Raw genomic sequence first — 20,864 nt, forward strand, 5'->3', positions numbered from 1 at the left:
CAGACAGATATTTTTATGTCAAGAATTATTGTGATGTGTGATGTGAATACGACAGCAGAACTTTGGAAAAATCTATTAGTCTATAAAAATTCTTGACAGATTTTAAAATGTCGTGTTTAATAAAATCCATCAACGAAGAGGCGAACCTCTTCAGCAGTAGCTACTGATAGTTAAAGAATTATCAATAAACAATCAAGGCCATGAAGGTCAATAACCCGCGGGAGCGGGTGGCATTCACGGCTTTTTTTTTGATTAAACCAGGAGACCACGGAGGTTTCTGCAGAGCTTGCCTGGATGGGTGAGCTCCAACTTCCGTGGTCTTTTTTTTAACCCATAGTAGTAAGAAAGGAGAAACAGAATGATTTGCAGGAAAAGTCTCAAGAAAGGCATCGCAGCATCAGCAGTTGCAGGAGCGGTCTTCTTCAGTTTTATGTTAACACAGCCGGCAGTTGCCCAGGCTGAAGAAGAGGATGACGGAGGCCACATCATCCCGCATGAGATAGGCAAATTAAATATCTCCGGCGGTATTACCTCAATACTTCAGGGGACAAACGGTATTGCTGACAATGGTGATGTGACAGATTTTACTTATACTCTTGATTTAATCTTTGAGGCCGGTGTAACTCAGACAGGTAAAGTTGTTGTCGCACTTGAGGCAGGAAATGGCAGTGGAGTAAATGATCCTCTCAATGCATTATCAACGCCAAATTATGATGCATTTATTACGGAGCTTTCTACAGCAGATAATGCATTTGCTTCGATATCTGTTTCTCAGGCATACTACGAAGGGAACTTTCTTGATGGTCAGCTGGGACTCAGAGTGGGGAAGTTAGACGTCCATAGTTGTCATGATGAGAACGCTTATGCCAATGATGAAACAGATCAGTTTATCACAGGGATGTTCACTCGCTATGCCGGCTCAATCTTTCCTGAACTCGATAGTTATTATGCACCGGGTATTTCTTTAACATACAGTCCGGCAAAGGTAGTTGATATAACATTAACCGCAGCAAATGGAGTTGGTTCAGGGTTTGATGATATTACTTCCAATGCATATGGTGCAGGACAGGTTAATATAAAACCTGGACTGTTTGGAAGGGAAGGAAACTACAGATTTTATTATATTTACGATGCCAGAAATTATACAGATATAAGTGATCCGACCAAAACAGATAAAACCAACACAGGTTTCGGTTTGAGTTTTGATCAGGAGGTTATCGGAGGTTTAGGTCTGTTCGTCAGATATGCCGCTATTGATGATGGTATAGATCAAAATCTCGTTAAGTCTGCCATCAGCGGTGGTGTATCTTTAAACGGGTCATTCTGGAATAGAGACAATGATGTTATAGGAATAGCTGCCGGAGTTCTTGCTATTAATGATCAATCATCCGGTGCAGCGGCCAATCCGGATGATGAAGGCCATATTGAGGCTTATTACAAGATAGGTTTCAGCGACCACTTTACGCTTACTCCTGACGTGCAGGTAATTACTAATGCAGGTGGTAATGCCGATATTGACACTATTACCGTCTTCGGGCTCAGGGCGCAGATGAACTTTTAAATAAGAATAACATGGAGGATACATCAATGAATAAGATTACTAAAGCAACATGGGCAGCGCTGATAGGTTTGATTTTCTGGACATATGTTGGTAGTACGGCATATGCCCATTTCGAGATGATTATCCCATCTGACGAGATGGTCTCGCAAAACGAGAAGCGTGATATTACACTGGACGTCCTGTTCACTCATCCATTTGAGGGGCATGGTATGAGTGCAGAAAAACCGGTCCGGTTTGGTGTGGTTATTGGAGAAAAAAATATTGATCTGTTGAGTTCTCTAAAAGAGTTAAATGTTACGGACAGGGCTGGAAAAAAATTTACCGCCTTTAAAAGTGCCTATACTTTAAAAACTCCAGGTGATCATATCTTCTATGTAGAACCAAAGCCTTACTGGGAACCGGCAGAAGAGTCCTTCATAATTCACTACACAAAGGTTATCGTAAACTCACTCGGTATGGAAGAAGGCTGGGATCAGGCAGTTGGTCTGAAGACAGAAATCGTCCCGCTGACAAGGCCATACGGTTTATGGACAGGGAATGTGTTTCAGGGGGTTGTGATGGTAGATAACGAACCTGCTCCTTTTACAGAGGTTGAGGTGGAATACTACAATGAGGAAGGAACTGTAAAAGTTCCCGCAGATCCAATGATTACTCAGGTAGTTAAGGCTGATAAGAACGGAGTTTTTACTTATGCAATGCCGAGGGCAGGCTGGTGGGGCTTTGCAGCTCTGAATACCGATGATGCGACCCTTACGCATGAAGGCAAGGAGTATCCTGTTGAAATAGGGGCAGTCCTCTGGGTAAAGACTTATGACATGGGGACGAAGAAGAAATAGGTATCCAGGTCAATTGATGAGAGGATATGAAAATTCAGCTATTAATCCAGTTTGTTGATTATAAATTATTACAGGAAAATAAACTATGCAAGGTTAGTAGATCTTGAAACAAGTTAGGAATAACTGTAGGATTAATTTTAGAAAGAATAGTGAGGAGGCCAGGGTGTTACATTACAGAGCATTTCGTGGACATTTACGATGCTTAATATTTATTACGGTCATCACCCTTTTCTCAGGGATAACTGTTTTGTCCGGCCCTGCCATGGCTCATAAAGGCCATGCGGGTCCACAGGTCGTATTTCTGAAAAAAGGGGAGGCGCTTAAGCAGATACTGCCTGCCGGGGCTAAGGTTGTTCTGCGGAAAGAGATGCTGGACCGGGATAAGGCAAAGAAGGCAAATGAGGAATATGGAGTCAGGTTAGATGAAGGAGTTTACACATATTATGTAGCCCGTGACAGCAATAGCGGAGCGGCCAAAGGAGCGGCTATGGTTGTTGAAATTGAGTACATGCACGGAGAGGTCAACCTGGCGATAGGTATAGATACAAAGGGGAATGTTACAAAGGCAGCCATACTGAATGTTAATGAAAAATATGTGCCGGATATGAAGGCTTCCATCGGTACAGGATATTTGCCTCAGGTTGAAGGGGTGACCATAAAGAAGCTGGCAACAATGGCCAAGGAGGCATCCAAATCTTCATTGACAACCGAAACGATATATTCCCAGTTGCGTGATATGGCGGCATTACTCTCAACTTTTGTGACCTCCTCAAAATGATTCCTCTATTGTCAAATATTCTTGACAGTTTTTATTATTTAATGTTTAATTGTTATCAACAACGGAGAGGCGAACCTCTTCAAAGAATAGTAAGGAATTTGAAGGTTTTTTTGGAGTTGAGATTGAAATGTGGCCATGTAGGCCTGAAACCCGCTGGATAGCGGGGCCTACATGGCTTTTTTATTTATGTTGATAATAATAAATGGCTTATATTTTTAGGAGAGGTGAAATGTTTAAAAAGATCTACTTGTTCATAGCTACGGCGTGTCTTTCAATTGTACTTGTCTCCGCTGCATATGCTCATAAGGTGCAAATGTTTACCTATGCAGAGGGTGATGAGGTCTTTGTTGAAGGGTATTTTGCAGATGGTAAGAAGGCTATGAATAGCAAGGTTGTTGTTTATGATTCATCGGGATCGGAATTGCTTCATGGATTAACTAATGATTCAGGCCAGTTTAATTTTACGGCGCCTAAAAAGTCAGACCTCAGGATTGTCCTTGACGCAGGTATGGGGCACAAGACAGAGTATACACTTCCGGCCGGCGAGCTGCATCTTGACGATGGCAGTAAAACTTCCAAGGCAGTAACTCCACCAGCTTCAAAAGACATTAAGTCAAAAACAGTAAAAGCGGATAAAATCAAAGAAGAAAATGTTGATGTAAGTCAGGCCAGCCGTCTTGACGATGCTCAACTCCAGGCTATTGTTGAAAAGGCTGTAGAGAGGTCCGTGGGTGAGGCAATAAAACCGCTTGTAAGAAGCTTTACCGAGATGCAGCAGAAGAATTCATTAACGACAATTATTGGTGGTGTGGGTTATATACTGGGATTGATGGGAATAATCCTCTACTTTAAGTCACGCAGGAGTTCATAGAAAAGGAGATATGTTAACATGCATATAGCCGATGGCATATTATCTGCGCCGGTATTAGCAGCAGGTTTTGGCGGAACAGCAATAATTGCAGCAGTTACTATGAGGAAGATGAATCTCGAGGAGATACCAAAGGTCTCTGTTATGGCAGCAGTCTTCTTCGTTGTCAACCTGATCCACATACCTGTTGGTCCTACAAGCATCCATTTTATTATGAACGGTCTCGTCGGGGTTATTCTTGGACCTCGAGCCTTTGCTGCCGTAATGCTCGGTGTTGTATTGCAGGCGTTTCTTTTTGGTTTTGGCGGAGTGACAGTGATAGGGGTTAACTGTGTCATGCTTGGAGGAGGGGCTCTGGTTGCCTACTTTGTCTGGCAGTTGAGACACCACTTTCCCTTTGGTGATAGACTGGAGATGATTTTTGGTGCTCTGGCAGGTTCTACCGGTGTTCTTGTTTCAGGTCTTATTCTTGCACTTGCCTTATATACTTCAGGCGAGGAGTACTGGGCAACAGCAGGCTATGCCCTGGCAGCCCATGTGCCGGCCCTTATAATTGAGGCAATTGTAGTTGGCGCATGTGTCACATTCTTAAAGAAGACCAGACCTGACATGCTTGCAGGTCATGTACAGAAGGCATATACTAAAAATGTTGCATAACCAGTTAAAGAGGCCAGTAGCCGTTAATACGACATACTGATTTATGTCAGAATCTCATACTAAGAGATCACCAAACAGTACTGAAACTATGTTCAGCACAAGATTTTTGGGTGACAGAGAAGCTTTGTTTTCGGATAAACTGAGGAAGTTAAAGTGGCTTTTGATATAGACAGGTTTTCTCATATAGAGTCATCCGTTCAGCGCTGGGATCCGAGGATCAAAATCCTTTCACTCGTGTTTTTTATATTCGTAGTAGCGCTCCTTCAGACCATACCTGTTGCGGCAGCATCTCTGGTTATTGCAATTACAATCATTAAATTAACAAATATTCCTTTTCACTTTGTATCCAACAGCATTAAAGTAATTGTGATTTTTCTCGCTCCATTCTTTCTGATGCTGCCATTCTCTTATCCTGGTGAAGCGGCTTTCCATATTATCGGTCTTCCATTTGCATGGGAAGGATTTCGACTGTCCATTCTTATTTTTGTCAAAGCGGTTGCCATAGTGTTAACTACTAATGCCATATTTGGTTCATCCCGTTTTGATGTTTCCATGATCGCCTTGCAGAATCTCAGATGTCCTAAAGTACTCGTCCAGATGATTCTCTTCACATACCGGTATATCTTTGTCTTCATTGATGAAATAAAAAGGATGGAAAAGGCAATGCGTTCAAAAGGATTTGTTATGAAGGCGAATATGAATACTCTTCGAACAATGGGTAACTTTGTCGGGGCGCTGCTTATCCGGAGTTTTGAACGGACTTCCAGGGTATACAGCGCTATGCTCTCAAAAGGTTATGAAGGCGAGCTTCATTCGCTGGTAAGCTTTAAGGCATGTGGGAAAGATTACGTGAAGGCCGGCTTGATAGTTTTGGTAACTGTTGCAGTTCTGGCTGTAGATTTGATCAGGGTGTTTGCGCCTGCGATTAAGGGGTGGTATTAATAATATAGCAATGAGTGGAGAGCAATGAGTGTTGAGCAATGAGGAGATTTTGATGTCTGATAATAGTGCAATCTTAGTTGATGATGTCTGTTTTGCCTACCCGGATGGACGCGAGGTGCTTAAAGGTATCACCTGTAATATTGGCAGGGGAGAGAAGGTTGCACTCATAGGACCTAACGGAGCCGGGAAGTCAACTTTTATGAGTCAGTTAAACGGGGTCTTGATGCCGAGCAGCGGGCGTGTGCTGATTGACGGAATTGAGGTGACCCGTGATAATCTTACAAAGATCAGGCGAAGCGTAGGGATTGTATTTCAAGACCCGGACGATCAGCTATTTTGTCCTACAGTCTTTGATGATGTTGCTTTCGGTCCGCTGAATCTTGGCCTTTCAAGGGATACAATTCATGCTCGAGTAAAGGATGCCCTTGAGTTGGTTGGACTTGCCGGTTTTGAGAACCGGTCATCCTTTCACCTGTCTTTCGGAGAGAGAAAAAGACTGGCGCTTGCAACTGTACTTTCATATCAGCCTGAGGTACTTGTCTTTGATGAGCCATCCACCAATATGGACCCGTTGAGCCGCCGGCGCCTTATTGAATGGCTTAAGTCATCAGACAAAACCATATTGCTCTGTACACATGATCTTGATATTGCACTCGAGGTCTGCAGCCGCAGTCTGCTTTTGAGCGGAGGGAAGATAGTTGCGGACGGCCCCTCATCAGAGATACTCTATGACAGAGAAATGCTGGAGGCTCACAGCCTTGAACTGCCCCTTGCTGTAAGGACCCATGAACTCCTGCATGATATGCTTCACAAGGCTGAAATGGATGAAGAGCATAGGAGTATTATCAAGAGCTTTCTCCATGCACATCGCCATATCCATGGTGTAGATCAGCACGGACATGTCCATTTGCATGCCCATGAGCATGAGCACGATCATCTGCATGAACCTGTCCCTGAGGTTCATATCCACAAGCTTGGACATGAGAAGGGTGATCATGTGCATACAGGCGATGAAGTGCCTCATTCTCATGATAAACAATCCGAACAGGAAAATGTATCCGTTGCGAGCCCGTCCGGTCAGACTAAGAAAAAATGGTTCAGGCGGGGTCATTCGCATGGGGATGGGTTTCATACACACTGATGGCGACCACTAAGGTTCTCATGGTGTTAAATCAAATTAAACTATCTCAGCTTTCCACTTCATGGAAGATTCTCATCACGGGATTTGTGATAACCCTGAGCGCCGGTTACCTGAATGGCGCCCTTAATGCAGCCCTGTCGGTAGGGCTTACCCCTGCTTCTATTTCAGACCATTACGGCGGACAAATTCTTTCAGAGTCAGAGAAGACTATTATAAAGGAGAAAGGTTTCGTTGAAGAAGAGGTAAACCTGGATGACAAAGAAGATGCAGATAACGATCATGTGCATGACGGGATGATGCCTGAGCATGAAGGTGGTATAAAGCCTGTCTCCCTACAGCAGATGGCCCAGGTGGCACATGTCCACTTGTTCGGATTTTCGCTGCTCTTACTGTCCCTGGGGACACTGACCTGTTTTACTAATTTGGCCGAATGGCTTAAGGTTTTACTTGTCGGTATGCTAGGCATTTCTTTTTTACTTGATATAGCCGGACTCTATCTGGTTCGTTTCGTCAGCACCAACTTTTCATGGCTCCCTGTGATTACCGGGATCACAATAGGAATATGTATCGCATTTATATCACTTCGAGTGCTCTATGAATTGTGGATGCCGCCTGGGATTAAATAGGGACAGCGCCTATTTATTTAGCCCTGACAATGTCTGCAAATAAATAGGCGCTGTCCCTATTTAATCCCTTCTATTTTAAGCAACGCCATTTTTATTCCGGGCCCCCCGCTGTATCCACCGATGTTTCCATCGGCGCTAATGACCCTGTGACATGGAATGACAATGGGGATAGGATTTTTTCCGCAGGCACCGCCTACTGCCCTGACAGCATGAGGCTTTCCAATCATAATTGCTACATCTTTATATGAAGCGGTCTTTCCATAAGGAATATTAAGTAATTCCTTCCAGACTAATTTCTGAAAATCTGTGCCGGTTAAGTTTAACTTAAAAGTGAACTTTGTCGTATGTCCGCTAAAATAATTGCCAAGCTCAGATAAGACCGGCATTAATTGCTGCTCATCTTTAAGGATTAAAGAGTCTTTATAAATTGATTTTATCTCCTTAAGAAATGACCTCTCATTTCCAAAGCTAATCCTGCAAACACCCTCATGTGTTGCAGCGACAAAGACCTCTCCCATGGGATTATCAGTCCTGACAGATGCATAAGATATTGTTGTAAGCCGCGGGCGTAATCTTACTACATCCCCAATTACTATAATGGCCGGCGGTCTAATCTGCTCTGCATTTGACCGTCTGACTATATTTCCGAGGGTTCCTGTAACTGTAATTTGGTCAGGCGTAGTCCCCCACTGAATAACTGCAGCAGGTGTAGCAGGGGAACGGCCATGTTTTATTATTTTATTTACGATAAAAGAGAGATTTGTTATACCCATTAAAATTACAAGTGTATCTACTCCGGTTGCAAGCTTGTCCCATGCCATAGCGCTATTTTTATTCAAAGTGTATTCATGCCCTGTTACGATTCCGATATTTGATGAATACTTCCTGTGAGTTAGAGGAATACCGGCCAGTGCAGGTACTGCGATAGCAGAAGTTACACCGGGAACTATATCAAAGGGGATACCTGCTATTGAAAGATTTTCGGCCTCTTCTCCCCCCCGTCCGAAGATAAACGGATCACCTCCCTTAAGCCTGACTACAGTATGACCTGCAGACGCCTTCCTGATCATTAATCTGTTAATTTCTTCCTGAGGCATAATGGATTTACCGCCATGTTTTCCGACAAATATACATTCAGTCTCAGGCCGTGCAAAGGAAAGGATATTCGCATTGGCAAGGTAATCATAAATAATGACATCGGCTTTTTCCACGCACTCCTTTCCCTTCAGTGTGAAAAGCCCTATATCACCCGGCCCTGCGCCGACTAAGTATACTTTCCCAATCTCCTTTATCTTCACTCGAAATAGCCTTTCAAATCCCCCCTGCCCCCCTTTTCTAAAGTGGGGTAACTAATTTCCCCCTTTGAAAAAGGGGGATTAAGGGGGATTATTTTCATGCAAATTTGTGAGCCCTCGGCTCATGACGGTTCATCCGAACATATCGCCTTTCCTTGTCATTATAGAACAAATTAATCTTCTTAGAAAGCCTGCGAATATTACCCATTGCACAAGCGCGAGTGCAATCCTTTTTCAGATATGCCCTCTTTTGTGTGCATGATACCTGTGAATTTAAAATGTTATATCTGAATCGTGGAATCGTTATACCTATATTTTACAAGGGGTTTAAGGTGCTAATAGAGATGTAAAATTTACTGGCATTGAAGTTGCTCAATGTTGAGTTTAAAGAAAATGAAAGGAGGTGAGAAAAATGATGAAAAAAGCATTAACTGTAAGTTACCTGCTTCTGCTTTTAAGTATCTCTGCAGTTCAACCTTGTTTGGTAATGGCAGAAGCCGCAGCTCCAGTCTCCAAAGGTGAGATGGCAGTATTAAATGTAAATGCAGCGTCTGCAGATGACATGGCCGCTATACCCGGGCTTGGGGAAAAAAAGTCACAGGCAATTGTTAAATTCAGAGAAAAACATGGTCCCTTTGTTAAGGTTGAAGACCTGAAAAAAGTAGATGGCATCGGGGACAAATTATTCGGGAAGATCAAACCGTATTTTACAGTAAAAACTGAAAGTGCAATCAAGGCACAAAATAATAAGTAGATGTGTATGCCAAAAGGAGCTGAAGATGAATATAGATGATACCTATCTCAGGAGGTATATAAAAAACCTCAGCATAAAGATAAAGTACCGACAGAGTCCTAATCTGCTTTGTCTGTTCAGACACACTGATGTTATCCCTGATGCATGTGCGGTCAACGAAGCGGCGCCACCTCAATCATCATATCTGACCCCCTTCATATCAACCGATGAAGCCTTTGAGACACAGAGGATAAGACAGCTGCAGGCACGGAACAGGGATACCATTACAAGACTCTCTACTTATATTGAAATGAGAGACCCGCTCGGTACCGGTCATTCAGTCAGGGTAGCGAGATATGCCGTAGCAATAGCAAAGGCATTGTGCTGGAGACGGGAGAAGATAGAAGAGCTGGACATAGGGGCTTACCTTCATGACATTGGCAAGATATGCGTTACAGAGGAGATATTAAGCAAAAGCGAACGGCTGACCATTAAAGAGATGCGTCTGATACGCAGGCATACGAGGGTAGGTGCCGGTATGATCATGAAGATAGATTTTCTCAGACCAGTAGTTCCATATATATTGTACCATCATGAAAGATATGATGGCAGGGGCTATCCGTTCAGATTATCCGGAAAGGACATCCCTGTAGAAGGAAGGATTCTGGCAGTTGCAGATACGTTTGAAGCATTGATGAATGTCAGGCCATACCGTAAGGCGATGTCCTCTGAAATGGCAATAGAGGAGATAAGGAAATTATCCGGAGGTCAGCTTGACCCTGATGTGGTTGCTATTTTTACAGAACTCCTGGGAAAGAAAGAGATTACAGTATAGATTCGGTGTCACTTCTTCTTAATGGTCATGACAGGGCAGGGTGATTTTCTCAGGACTTTCTCTGCCACGCTCCCCATTAGAAGGTGTTCAATGCCGGACCGGCCATGAGTAGCCATTACAATCAGATCAATTGCCTGTTCTTCTGCAAACTTTACTATCTCCACAGAGGGATTGCCAGATAGCATCACGCTTTCTACGTCTGTGCCGGTACTCTTTATGGAGGCCACTGTTTTATCCAGCAATATTCCGGCAGTGGCCTCCATCTCCCTGAATTGAGCGCCGTAGTCAATACCGAAATCGTCGGCATAGGTAAAGGGTTCAACGACATGTGCAGCATAAATCCTGCATCCGTATTTGCCGGCGATGGAGATTGCATATTGACCAGCGTACTCTGACGATTCCGAGAAATCAGTCAAATAGAGTATTTTTGAGAATTCAATCATGACTGATAAATAAGATATTTAAAGCCTTTTGTCAATTGATTTATTTGATTATGTGTAATCCCTTTCGCACTGAGGTGTTGCGATTAATTAAGCGGAGGCCAACATTGATAAATATAAGTAGAACACTAACATATTTATTTATTATAATCCTGTTTTTACCCCGTTATTCTGCCGGACAGCTTATCAATGGTGATTTTAGCTCCGGACTCCTCGGATGGGATACGTATGGAGATGTCACTGCTGATCAGGGGGCGGCCATACTGCGAACCGGCGGAATTTACGGGGTGTATGATACGTCAATATATACGATATTTGTCGTATCTGGAGATCGTCTGAACTTTAAATACTATTTTGATATTACAGGGCCGGATGATATCCTCTCTCCAGATTACCTTTCATATCCACCGGATTCGTTCCAGGTAAGTCTTGATGATGGACATGGGAATTTCCTGGCTGCGCCCCTTTCATTGGAACCCTTTAATGACTTTGTCCCATTCTCACTGGATATCTCAGGCTTCATCTATGGCACTTCTGTGATGCTTAGTTTTGACTTGATTGATCAGGATGACGGCTTCACCTCCATTGCAGCAATAGATGATGTGATGGACCCAATAACTGCTGTGCCGGAACCAGGGACATTGATATTACTGGGAGGAGGACTCATCTGGGTCTTTTTATTTGGCCGAAATAAGAGAATTCTTAAATGCCTCATCTCGATTATGATTCTATTAGTAATCATGATACCGGGCATCGGTACTGCACACGGAGAACTGCTTGAACAGAATGTTAATGATCTTACCAGGATTGAATTTAAATCTCCCGTCCTTAACGTGCGGACCAACATGCTTGCACTCGACATGGTGCTTAAAAACGTGTCAGATTCAACAATACATACGCCTATAAAGATGGTAATTACAGGTATCAGTACTCCTGATGTGACTGTCGCTAATCCTGACGGTTATACTCAGGAAGGCTTACCCTATTTCGACTTGACCGGATATTTTGCAGATCAGGAACTATCTCCGGCGGAAGTTAGTCCCACTGTCAAACTGCTGTTCTACAACCCTAAGAGGGTCAAGTTCCGGTGGGATCAGGACCTCATGGCCCTTGTGGAGATATTTCCCGAAACAGGCCCTGTTCTTGAAAATATATGCCTCGTGCCTGGCGAGTTTCCTCCGGTGTGTGAGTATTACAAATACGATCTTGAAGTGAAAAATCCGTCGTTTGATAAACTCCTCCAGCGTCAATTGTCTGAGATGTACAGATATGAGCAGGTCAGGGTGTATGCATACGATTATGAGGAATTGCCTGTCAGAGTGCTGATTAATAATACAGATGCTGTTTATAATGAGAAAGGCTTCTATTATTACAGCGACCTCCTTTTGCAGGACGGTCTCAACACAATATCAATAGATGTGACAAATGAATCCGGGATAACTATTGCCAGAACTATCATCCTGAATATTGATTGCACACCGCCGAATGTTGAGATTTCTTATCCTTCAGGCGGGTCAGTTGTTACCAGCCAGGAATTGATGATAGGAGGGATAGTAGATGATCCAACCGTCCAGAGTGTGTCCCTGATAAATAATTACATCAATAATATGAACGTTCCTGTCTCAGACGGTAGATTTAATGCAAATATATTTCTTCAGCCCGGCCACAATAACATTACAATCGAGGCCTCAGACCTTTCCGGAAACTCCATGAGTGCCAATATTGATATCGTTTACACTTATTCTGAGACGTCGGAGGTATCCGGACGCATATTAAACGGAGTTCTGGGTCTTCCAGTTTCCGGAGCTGCAGTTACCCTGATTTCACAGAACGGTGAGAACGTGTCTGTAATAAGTGATAAAGACGGAGAATACAGAATAAAGGACATAAACAGTGGGGATAAAACAATATCTGTTGAGAAAAATGGGTATGAACCAAAGATTGCTAAGATATTGCTATTGGGTGGTGATTCCCCACCTGCTCAGGACATAGTTCTGCTGCCTCTCAGCCATCCGGATACATTTACCCTTACAGGGCATATTATGAATACAGCTGGTCAACCTTTGGAAGGTGCAACTGTTTCAGTAACAGGATCATCTTTTAATGCAGTGTCCGACAACAATGGTATTTATCTGATCGGGGGTATACCACGCAATTCCTTTGAGGCAGGCGGGTTCTTAACAGGATATGATGCAGAAAAAGTCAATGTTAATGCATCTGCATTCAGTAAAGATACATTAGTACTGATTCATAATTTTATCCTGAACAGGAATAACTATTCCATAGATATAAGCTATCCTGAAAACGGAGGGACTATAGCCGGTGATGATACAGTCGTCAAAGGGTCTTTCAGAAACGGAAATATGGATGCCGGCGTCCGCGTTAATGGCGTCCTCGCCAATACATATAATGGCTACTTTTCGGCAAACTATGTTCCGCTGACAGAGGGTTTGAATATAATAACTGCAGAAGTTGTTGATAAAGACGGGACTATGGTTACTGATACGATAGAGTTATCAAGATCTCCTGATGTAAACGAAGGTGTCTTAATCTATGCGCAAGAGGCAGGAATTGTGCCGCTCATTCTAACTGTTGGAATAAAAGTTCCTCAGGATACAGTGTTTGTCAATAGTAATATCCAGATCTCAGGGCCTGCAGAAGCACAGGTGGTGTATGAAGATATATTTCGTTATACAGTATTAATAAATGACCCCGGAATCTATACGCTGACAATAAACCTGACAGATTCCGCGGGGAATAGTTATACCCGTGAATTTGAGTTTACAGGAATGGAAAGAAGTTATGTCGAAAATATGTTAAAGCAAATATGGAAAGGATTCAAAAATAATTTTGAAAATAATAACAATGAAAACGCATTATCTATGATTATACCTGAGACACGGAAAAGATTTGAGGAGCAGTTTAACGCCGCCGGAGATAAATTGTCAGAGTTCTTTAGCAGCTTGGGCGATATCCAGCTTGTAACCCTAAATGACAATATTGCAAAGGCCCGAGTCTACCACGATGATGCTGCGCATTACATCTGGTTTGAACGGGACATTTACGGATTATGGAAAATACTAAATTTCTGATGAACCGTAAACTGATATTGCTATCCATCATATATTTATTATGTTGGAATATTACCGTGCATGCCGGAGACTCAATTGATGTCAATGTTGATAAAGATCTTAAGGCCTTGTGGGGTTCTATGATCGGTCACCTATCAGCCGGTGACATTGAAGGGGCCCTTAAATACATTGCTTTTAATTCAAGATGGAAATATAGAACGCAGTTTGAGTCAATTAAGGATAAGCTGCCGGAGATAGCCTCACATATAATAAAAATAGATCCGGTTTATATAAAAGACAATGAGGCAAAATACAGGGCCAGAATAGGGAATCCGGATGATGGATATACTCAGTATATCTGGTTCCGTAAAGATATATTCGGTTTATGGAAGATAGAGAAATTTTAAAGGAGGTCTACAATGTACGGAGTAATGCTTATTATAATTATAGGAATTTCCAGCATACTGTGCGCTGATTACTCCTTCGGATTTGGCAGCAACTATACACATCCGGCGATTACTGCATCGGCAGTTGACAGCATGCTAAAGGATAGGACTCTGGAACGTTACCTGAAAGATGACATTGACTTAAAAGACGGTCTTGGCACTCAACTTGTTTTTCATCCTGAAGTTTCAGATAGCGAAATGATTAAACAGGTAGAGCGCAATAACAAAGTGTTTGGAAAGTCGTTCCGGCGGCAATTCCCTACGAGATCTGCTCAGCCTTATTCAGCAGAATATTTACTGGTCTCCGGGAGCGAGGCTGAAGATCATCCTACCGAGCGGTCACAGCACCATTTCCATGACCCTGTATCAAACTCCGGTCTTGACAATAATTATTACGGGGTAGGAATATTCGCAGACTTCCTTGCTCTTTTTTACCCGTCTGCAGAGCAGAGTAATGCCGGACGTCTCATTTGTTCGATTGTCTCGCTCTGCGAGCCCGGATTTGACCTTAACGGGACATCAGCTGTAGACAGGGTGACCGGTAAGGCTTCAGATGCCTATCCGCATAATTACTTTGCATGGCCTGATACGCGGCGCTATTTCTATAATGCACTCACTGCAAAGACTAAGGATGATCGTGAGCATAATTATGCAATGACATTTTTCTCTCTCGGGCACAGTCTTCATATGCTGGAAGATATGGCTGTGCCTGCCCATACACGCAATGACTTTCTTTATGATCATATCTGGCATGGGATTATGTATGGTTCATATCTGGAAGGATTTGTGGAGGATGGTCGAAAGGTTGGTAATGATTCCTTGACAAACAATAAGATCACCTTCAGCAAGCTGTCTTATTTCTGGGATAATGACGGAAGTCAGGCGATGAAGGGACTTGCCGAATACAGCAATAATAATTTCCTGAGTGAAGGAACTGTTTTTCAAAAATATGATAGTCCGGATTGGATTGACATTGTTAAGTATGAAATAGTTGCTGAGGATGGGAAAACGGATGACGTCCGGTATTACAGGGGGCGGACATCAGACGGGATAGACATACCTCATCTTGCTGTCGTTGGTCTTCTTAACCCGATATTGAATCTCTTCAGTGATAGAGAAAAGGCAGGTAAAACTGCCTACCTTGATCCGAATTGCTACAAGGATTATTCTGATATATTAATACCCAAGGCAGTTGCATATGCGTCGGGACTTACAGAATATTTCTTCAGGGGGAGGCTCGCTGTTATAAAGGATGGCGCTGACGCGATAAAGATAAAGAATCTGTCTGAAGAACCCCTGAACGAAGGGATTATCGAGATATACTATGACTCCGCGACAACAGGCACAAGGGAAATGATATCTACCTTTATCATATCAGCGGATCACCCTATTGACCCCGGTGGAATAACTGAAAGAATAGTGATGGAAGCGCCAACAGATAATATTGAAAAAGGCCGCTATGTCGTGATCTTTAAAGGCAGGCTTGGAGAAGAATATGGCGCTGTAATTGGAAAGGTCCACAGAGACAGGCTGATGTTCATATCAAACCGAAACGGCACATCTGAGGTATACACTATGTCTCCGGACCTCAGCAATCTGAAAACAATCCTGCCGAATACTGATGCGAATATTGTATACACTCACCCAGCCGGGTCACCCGACGGGACTAAGATCGCGATTCACTCTAATCGTGAAAATAGTGATGGAATATATATTTTCGATTTAGTCTCAGGCAGCATAAACTGGATTACCGAAGGTTACTGGCCGTCCTGGTCACCTGATGGTAGACAGCTTGTTTATTCAAAGAATACGGGGATAAAAAGTGACATCTATATAATCAACATAGATACAAATGAAGAGACAAGGCTGACAGATGATTCTTACAACAACCTATGGCCATCATGGTCCCCGGATGGTTCAAGGATAGCTTATACATCACAGCTGGAGAATAAGACTGATATCATTGTCGTGGAATTAAGCAGCAGGTTGGCGCAAAATCTTACAGCATCTCTGGACAATCATGACCGCTGGAAACCGGCGTGGTCACCTGATGGCAGAAGGATTGCGTATGAGAAACCAACTAAGGTTGTATACGATGTAAATGAGCCGTGGTATGTAAACGTTCACGTACTTGATATTTATAGCGGTACAGAGATTAATGTTACGAATACAGATATTAATAATTCAGAACATGGCGTCTGGAACGGGACACCTGCCTGGATTGATAATGAGCGAATAGTTCTCGAATCAAATGTTTCAGGAGAGCTGTGGTCCGATCTGTGGGCTGTTGATGCAGGCGGCATCGGGTTCATTATGAGACTTACTGATTCCAAAGGGCACGATGGTTATCCATTCATGTGGTAAATTTTAATAATGGAGGTAGTTTCAATGAGTGAGAAGGCAAGTCTTTATACAAGGATGATCAGGGCAGGGAAAAGGACATATTTCTTTGATGTCAGAGAGGCAAAGAACAGCAAGCGGTTCTTAATAATAGCAGAAAGCACACGATCTGATGACGGCACATTTAACCGCTCTTCAGTAATCATATTTCCCGATGACGTAGAGAATTTCCTTACGGCCTTTTCCGAGGCCAGGGCATTGCTAAAAGATGGTGTGGTATAATCCTGAATGTTTAATCGCTATCCTCTTCCTTTTGCATAAATGGATAATTATGTTTATCGCCGTGAGCTATAATGCCGGGCAAGAGGTAAACCCGGATTGCGTTTGGGCCGGATAATGTTTGTTCAGTCACGACATATATATACGTACCTCTTTTTATATCGGAAAGGGACTTGTGCTTTTCTTTGTGGTCTTTGACTTCAACGCTTTCATCAAGCAAAACCTTTCTTTCATTTATGTATAGGTATCCCGGCATCCCCTCTGTGGAGTTGACGACACCCTGGAATGTTGTTGTAGCATCGCTTCCTGCCAGCGCCGGTTGATGTGAAAGCAGCAACAATAAGCTTGCGATCAGGAAATTAAGCATTTTACCCTCCTTCGTTTATTACTTATCCCGCCAGTACAGGCGTATTGCTGTCTTGCCTGCCTTTACCTCTGGAATTTCAAGTCCACCGCCCACTCCTATCAGGGCGCCTTCCCCTTCCGCGTTAATAATGACGACAACTCCTGAGGGTATACCGCTGCCAATATCATCAAACCTGTCGCTGCGTTTAAGTATCTGACCTTCATTGCCCAGTGACCGTTTATTTGTTTCAGTTGAAAATCCTAAGTCATTGGTTGTATCATAATTAAAGACAGCTTCAGCAGTAAGATAATTGACTGCATATACCCTTGCTGTACCACGGTTGGGCAAGCATGGATTCAAGTTTTCACCTGGGTCAGGTGAAAATGAGGTGAAGTATGCAACCTTAGCAAAGACGGTTGCCGGCGCGAGAACTTTTTCACCATTGTGCTGGTCTAATTTAATGTACCACCCCTTACTGGTTGAAAGACTCGAGAGGATCGAGGCTATTTCACTTGCAGACGTTGATGTTTCCTGAAGCAGGTTCTCTGTGGCATTGTAAAGATTTGATTCAGTAAGTGGTGTTGTAATGTTGCCGGCATCCTTAATAGCATACAGTCTGTCAACTACAGACGTGCCTCTCGGGTATTCTCTGTCACCTGTACCAAAATACAGGACGTCATATCCTATCTCCTGCACTAAGTCCGGCGGATACAGGATCTTCCGGCCTGTTGACCCGTCAGCACCTGTATTGGAGCGGAAGATGATCTTCCCTGTCCAGTTTGAGGTGAGATTGTTCCCTATATCGAATCTCCATATCTGACCTCCGGCATCGCCAACATATGCCCTGTCTGCATAACCGTTCCCATCTGAATCTATTACGGTTAGGGAACTTGGTATGGCATAAGTCATGTCATGTTTGTTGTTTGACGGATCAGCCGCACCTGTTGAAGTGGTATATGAATATTCCCATAGTTTACTGCCGGTAAGGACGTCCACAGCATATACCGCCCGGCCTTTTGTTGCGCTTGTTGTCCTTGGTGAGACATCTTCACTTAGTGTATCGTATCCTCCACCAATCAGGAATATATACTTTTCCTCACCGCTTATGACTACCCTCGTTATTTCAGGCTCAGACCAGCTCTGTCCTAGTTCCGCATCATTCCAGGCTGATCCTACATCAGGATCAGTGGCAGTTATGGCTGCTCCAATCCTCCATATTACTGAAGGAGCGTCAGGGTTAGTTACATCGAGGGCAAAGTATGAACTTGTTCCTCTTCGCGCTCCAAATATTAATACTACCTTGTCCCCGTCGGCCGAAGATATGGTGCCATTTCCATTTGCATCCTTTATAAAGATCCTTGGTGATGCGTCTGCGAAGTATGGATGCATTGTTCCACTTACGAGATTCTTAAGACTTCCGAGCAAATCTGTGGGAACAAAACCCCATAATTCTTCACCTGTACTGTCTTCGAATGCATGCAGCATACCGTCATTTGCCCCAACGTATATCACAGATCGTGATTCTGAATAATGAACCACCGAAGGCTTGGAATGGAGTATGTCTCCAAGTATCCAATCCCTTTTTTCAGTTGGTGTTGCGCTGTAGGAATTATATCCGTGTATATATTTTATAAGATTGTTTTTTTCCGTGTCGTTAGACAGATTAAAAATACCATAGGTCAATGCACTGTTTCCTGTGGTAAATGCATTTGATGAGTTTGTAAGGTTTGTAGATATCCCGAGATATGTGTAAATGTTCCTTGCCGCCGTCCTTGCAAGTAGTACTTCTCCAACCCCTCCTTCTTCCACAAGACCTCCGTCTGCAAGTGTTGACCAATAAGACACAGAGGATTCAAGGAAATTTCCGTCACTATCGAGAGCTGGTGTGCCGTTTTTGTCTACTACAGTTCCATTGTTGAGGTTAAGTCCATACTTCTTGAGATTTCCTGACCAGAAGGCCCCCACAGCAGGTTTAAAAAACCCTATATAAACGGCGTCACCACTGTAAGTCTTATTTTCCGGACTGACTGGCACGACAGGAGCTACAAAAGATGTGTTGTCCTGAATAATTGAACCTATTATTTGAGTGAAGGCATTGCTCAGGGTTTGCGTGTTATATGCAGAATAATATGCACCACCACCATTAGCAGCTGTTTCTTTGAGCAGTAGTGTTGCACCGTCATCTGCTTCAGGAAGGCCAAACCCGACGGTATACGTAGTTACGCTCTGTGTTCCACTAAGACTTAAACCCATGTCATTATCATGAATATACTTTGCCACATCGTCTAGATAATCTGAGCCATTTGAGGAATAAGATTTCCTGGGATCTCCTGTAGGCTCATAGCCGTCTCCGTCACAATCGCCGTTATTGCATATGGTCTTTAATACATTGCTTCTGTCCTCAGTAGACATGCCGTCTGTCATAATTATAATGTAGTTTTTCTGGCAGGTATACTGCATTGGGGATGTATAATTTGTGCTCGAGTTAAAATAACTTGACTGCCCGCTGAAATATCTCATTGCCTCATATTGTGTTTCTGCCAGCGGAGTCCATGTCTCACCCTCCAGATCATTAATTTTGCCAATCAGGGTAGCCCTGTTTGTTCCTATTGTCATGTCTGATACAGGAAATGCAAGCCTTCCACCCTGGGAGTAATTAAATACCATGAGTCCAAAGTTGACTGAATCTGTTGTTTGTACAAGGTCTGTGACCACCCTCTTTGCTATGGTCAATTTTGGGGTGGTAGGATCTGAGTCCCCTGAGTCACTCACAAGAAAGTTTATGTAATTCCCGGTAGCATATGTAGCTGACGTAGAACTACAGGATCCTGATGTTGCAAGTTTACCAGTATAACTTCCCTGGGTAGACAGCGTATTGTATGCAGTAGTGCATTTGGATTGAACCTTGGCAAGGGTGGTATAAGCCTGCCAGACTTTTTCAACGTCGCGCCACCTGAAAACATCGCTGGTCGCACACAGTGAGTTACCACTGCTGCCGCACACACTGGTCTGACTGTATGTAACAGACGGATTATAACCTATAGCGCTCTTGACCTCGTCATTCATACTTCCCGAGTTATCAAAAATTATCAGGATATTAGGTTTTATCTCAGATGTTGTCGTGCCGTAAATCTCCAGGTCATCAGCATGGACAACAACAGGGAAAGCGATCAGGATGCAAATTACTATTAATAACCTTTTCATTGAAGACCCCCTTTATCCTTTCGGTAAAATCTTTGCTACCCCTTCTTCCTGTACGCTTTGTGCTCCTGAGCTGGAAGTACCTGTTGCATCAATTACAAAATAATTTGACATAGTGTCTTTGGCGCTGAACCCATAACCAGGTGGTGGATTGCCTGAATTCATGTATCTAATTGATCCTGTTGCAATTGTCCCGGCTGATGCGAGACTCCGTGCCGCGACAGTCGGGTGGTTATTATCAGGGACATTAAGCGTTCCCTTTGTTGTAAAGTAATATCCATCTCCCTTAACATATTCTATAGCACCCTCTGCTGCATAAAATGCCTCTTTATTGCCTCTGTAATTTGCAGAACTTGTCAGCTCGGTAGTAGAGTTAAGCAATGCGTATAATCCTATTGTGGTAAGCAATCCAAGGAACACCATTGCTATGACCAGCGCAGTCCCTCTCTCTTCATTTAATTTAATCATT

The 20,864-nt window shown here is 43.3% G+C and carries 19 protein-coding genes; 14 read left to right on the forward strand and 5 right to left on the reverse strand.

Features of this window, described 5'->3' with window-relative positions; genetic code table 11:
• Nucleotides 1–358: 358 nt before the first annotated feature.
• The 8 genes from IT392_08860 (at nucleotide 359) to IT392_08895 (ending at nucleotide 7,409) form a co-directional block, all read left to right on the forward strand.
• Nucleotides 359–1,561: a carbohydrate porin gene (locus tag IT392_08860; protein ID MCC6544595.1), complete on the forward strand. Its 1,203-nt coding sequence runs from the start codon at nucleotides 359–361 to the stop codon at nucleotides 1,559–1,561.
• Between the two features lie 26 nt (nucleotides 1,562–1,587).
• A complete protein-coding gene (locus tag IT392_08865; protein ID MCC6544596.1) occupies nucleotides 1,588–2,397 on the forward strand; it encodes a DUF4198 domain-containing protein in 810 nt (269 codons plus the stop codon).
• A 163-nt stretch (nucleotides 2,398–2,560) separates the two neighbouring features.
• Nucleotides 2,561–3,175, forward strand: a complete 615-nt coding sequence (locus IT392_08870; protein ID MCC6544597.1) for a hypothetical protein — start codon at nucleotides 2,561–2,563, stop codon at nucleotides 3,173–3,175.
• A 229-nt stretch (nucleotides 3,176–3,404) separates the two neighbouring features.
• On the forward strand, nucleotides 3,405–4,046 hold the full coding sequence (locus IT392_08875; GenBank protein MCC6544598.1) for a hypothetical protein: 642 nt from the start codon (nucleotides 3,405–3,407) through the stop codon (nucleotides 4,044–4,046).
• An 18-nt stretch (nucleotides 4,047–4,064) separates the two neighbouring features.
• Nucleotides 4,065–4,700 (forward strand): cobalt transporter CbiM, encoded by a 636-nt coding sequence (gene cbiM / locus IT392_08880; protein ID MCC6544599.1) that lies wholly within the window; start codon nucleotides 4,065–4,067, stop codon nucleotides 4,698–4,700.
• Between the two features lie 153 nt (nucleotides 4,701–4,853).
• Nucleotides 4,854–5,642, forward strand: coding sequence for a cobalt ECF transporter T component CbiQ (gene cbiQ, locus IT392_08885; GenBank protein ID MCC6544600.1), 789 nt, complete (start codon nucleotides 4,854–4,856; stop codon nucleotides 5,640–5,642).
• Between the two features lie 52 nt (nucleotides 5,643–5,694).
• Nucleotides 5,695–6,783 carry an ABC transporter ATP-binding protein gene (locus IT392_08890; protein MCC6544601.1) on the forward strand — a complete coding sequence of 363 codons (1,089 nt, stop codon included), beginning with the start codon at nucleotides 5,695–5,697 and terminating at the stop codon, nucleotides 6,781–6,783.
• A complete protein-coding gene (locus IT392_08895) occupies nucleotides 6,783–7,409 on the forward strand; it encodes a hypothetical protein (protein ID MCC6544602.1) in 627 nt (208 codons plus the stop codon). Before IT392_08890 ends, IT392_08895 begins: the two co-directional genes overlap by 1 nt.
• Before the next feature lie 56 nt (nucleotides 7,410–7,465).
• On the opposite strand, the gene cobA is transcribed toward IT392_08895, so the two are convergent.
• On the reverse strand, nucleotides 7,466–8,707 hold the full coding sequence (cobA, locus tag IT392_08900) for a uroporphyrinogen-III C-methyltransferase (GenBank protein MCC6544603.1): 1,242 nt from the start codon (nucleotides 8,705–8,707) through the stop codon (nucleotides 7,466–7,468).
• Nucleotides 8,708–9,116: 409 nt separating this feature from the next.
• Between cobA and IT392_08905 the strand changes: the two genes are divergently transcribed.
• Together IT392_08905 and IT392_08910 are read left to right on the forward strand one after the other, a co-directional pair.
• Nucleotides 9,117–9,458 (forward strand): helix-hairpin-helix domain-containing protein, encoded by a 342-nt coding sequence (locus IT392_08905; GenBank protein MCC6544604.1) that lies wholly within the window; start codon nucleotides 9,117–9,119, stop codon nucleotides 9,456–9,458.
• Nucleotides 9,459–9,483: 25 nt separating this feature from the next.
• Nucleotides 9,484–10,272, forward strand: coding sequence for an HD-GYP domain-containing protein (locus IT392_08910; protein ID MCC6544605.1), 789 nt, complete (start codon nucleotides 9,484–9,486; stop codon nucleotides 10,270–10,272).
• An 8-nt stretch (nucleotides 10,273–10,280) separates the two neighbouring features.
• On the opposite strand, the gene IT392_08915 is transcribed toward IT392_08910, so the two are convergent.
• On the reverse strand, nucleotides 10,281–10,715 hold the full coding sequence (locus IT392_08915; protein ID MCC6544606.1) for a universal stress protein: 435 nt from the start codon (nucleotides 10,713–10,715) through the stop codon (nucleotides 10,281–10,283).
• 104 nt (nucleotides 10,716–10,819) lie between these two features.
• Here IT392_08915 and IT392_08920 point away from each other — a divergent pair, with 104 nt between their 5' ends.
• From IT392_08920 to IT392_08935, 4 genes are read left to right on the forward strand one after another with little or no spacing between them, the layout of a single operon-like run.
• Complete coding sequence (locus IT392_08920) at nucleotides 10,820–13,804, forward strand: carboxypeptidase regulatory-like domain-containing protein (GenBank protein ID MCC6544607.1); 2,985 nt, start codon at nucleotides 10,820–10,822, stop codon at nucleotides 13,802–13,804.
• A complete protein-coding gene (locus IT392_08925) occupies nucleotides 13,783–14,190 on the forward strand; it encodes a hypothetical protein (protein ID MCC6544608.1) in 408 nt (135 codons plus the stop codon). Before IT392_08920 ends, IT392_08925 begins: the two co-directional genes overlap by 22 nt.
• Nucleotides 14,191–14,202: 12 nt before the next feature.
• Nucleotides 14,203–16,593 (forward strand): PD40 domain-containing protein, encoded by a 2,391-nt coding sequence (locus tag IT392_08930; protein MCC6544609.1) that lies wholly within the window; start codon nucleotides 14,203–14,205, stop codon nucleotides 16,591–16,593.
• Between the two features lie 24 nt (nucleotides 16,594–16,617).
• Nucleotides 16,618–16,851, forward strand: a complete 234-nt coding sequence (locus IT392_08935; GenBank protein MCC6544610.1) for a DUF3276 family protein — start codon at nucleotides 16,618–16,620, stop codon at nucleotides 16,849–16,851.
• Between the two features lie 10 nt (nucleotides 16,852–16,861).
• Here the strand turns inward: IT392_08935 and IT392_08940 are convergent, their stop codons facing one another.
• The 3 genes from IT392_08940 to IT392_08950 are packed head-to-tail and all read right to left on the reverse strand — an operon-like array spanning nucleotide 16,862 to nucleotide 20,863.
• Complete coding sequence (locus IT392_08940) at nucleotides 16,862–17,215, reverse strand: hypothetical protein (protein MCC6544611.1); 354 nt, start codon at nucleotides 17,213–17,215, stop codon at nucleotides 16,862–16,864.
• Between the two features lie 18 nt (nucleotides 17,216–17,233).
• Nucleotides 17,234–20,398: a VWA domain-containing protein gene (locus IT392_08945; GenBank protein MCC6544612.1), complete on the reverse strand. Its 3,165-nt coding sequence runs from the start codon at nucleotides 20,396–20,398 to the stop codon at nucleotides 17,234–17,236.
• 12 nt (nucleotides 20,399–20,410) lie between these two features.
• The gene (locus IT392_08950; GenBank protein MCC6544613.1) at nucleotides 20,411–20,863 is read right to left on the reverse strand and encodes a pilus assembly PilX N-terminal domain-containing protein; all 453 of its coding nucleotides are present in this window, start codon (nucleotides 20,861–20,863) and stop codon (nucleotides 20,411–20,413) included.
• Nucleotide 20,864: the final 1 nt, after the last annotated feature.

Source organism: Nitrospirota bacterium, assembly GCA_020846775.1.
Lineage (GTDB): Bacteria > Nitrospirota > 9FT-COMBO-42-15 > HDB-SIOI813 > HDB-SIOI813 > RBG-16-43-11.